This is a genomic window from Sphingobium sp. FW306-1B-F04DB, from assembly GCF_058781925.1.
The window spans coordinates 1-708 of the sequence record NZ_JBYSXE010000138.1 but is presented as its reverse complement, the minus strand read 5'-3'; the positions used below and the strand labels follow the sequence as shown (position 1 = coordinate 708).

Genomic DNA, 708 nt, shown 5'->3' with positions numbered 1-708 from the left:
TATCTCTCCGCAGTGCGATTGCCTCGTATGACAATCGTCGCACCTCGAAATCCGCGTTTTTACACGTCCTCGGTCGACAGCGGACATGGACTCCCTTGATGGGGTCAATGCCTCAGCGCGGCGGCTTGCAGGGTTTGCCCTCGTATTGGAAGCGATTGAGCGCGTATTCGCGGCCGTTCCAGCGCTGGACGGGGAAGCAGAAGCCGGGGCCGCCGATCAAAAGGTCGGGCCAGCCGCCGACACCCTTGGTGGCGAGGAATTCGGGCATGCCGATCGCGCCCGTGATGAGTTTCCAGCTGCCGTTCGCCTGTTTGCTGACGAGCTGGAAGCCCGTGCCCGCCATGCCATAGCAAAAAGTGCCGCCGCCCGTGACGATCGCCTCGGGGCGACCGTCGCCGTTGAGATCGGCATAATGGTCGATCGTCGATGGCTGGCGATTGGGATCGTCGGCGCAGAGATACCACTGCCCGCCGAGCTGTTGGGCATCCGCCGCCTTGAAGATCGCGGCGCGCTCCGCCGCGGGAACCGTGGGCGCCGGTGCCTGCGCGGCTGCGGCAACAGGGAAGAGGGCAAGCGCAGCGGCGAGATATCTGGTCATAAGAAAAGGCCCGGGCGAGTCGTTACGCGCCCGAGCCTATCATTGCTTCAATGCCGGGGGAGGGGCGTAGAAACCGCCTCCCCTTGGCGCGCGGACGCGCGCACCCACCC

The 708-nt window shown here is 65.1% G+C and carries 1 protein-coding gene; it reads right to left on the bottom strand.

What is annotated here, in order from left to right; translation table 11 throughout:
• Positions 1-112 precede the first annotated feature (112 nt).
• Positions 113-598 (bottom strand): hypothetical protein, encoded by a 486-nt coding sequence (locus AC3WJD_RS22075; RefSeq protein WP_492749012.1) that lies wholly within the window; start codon positions 596-598, stop codon positions 113-115.
• Positions 599-708 lie beyond the last annotated feature (110 nt).

What these genes read in the sequence shown, in the direction of transcription:
- AC3WJD_RS22075 (WP_492749012.1), bottom strand. Translation starts at nt 598, where the DNA reads ATGACCAGATATCTCGCCGCTGCGCTTGCCCTCTTCCCTGTTGCCGCA.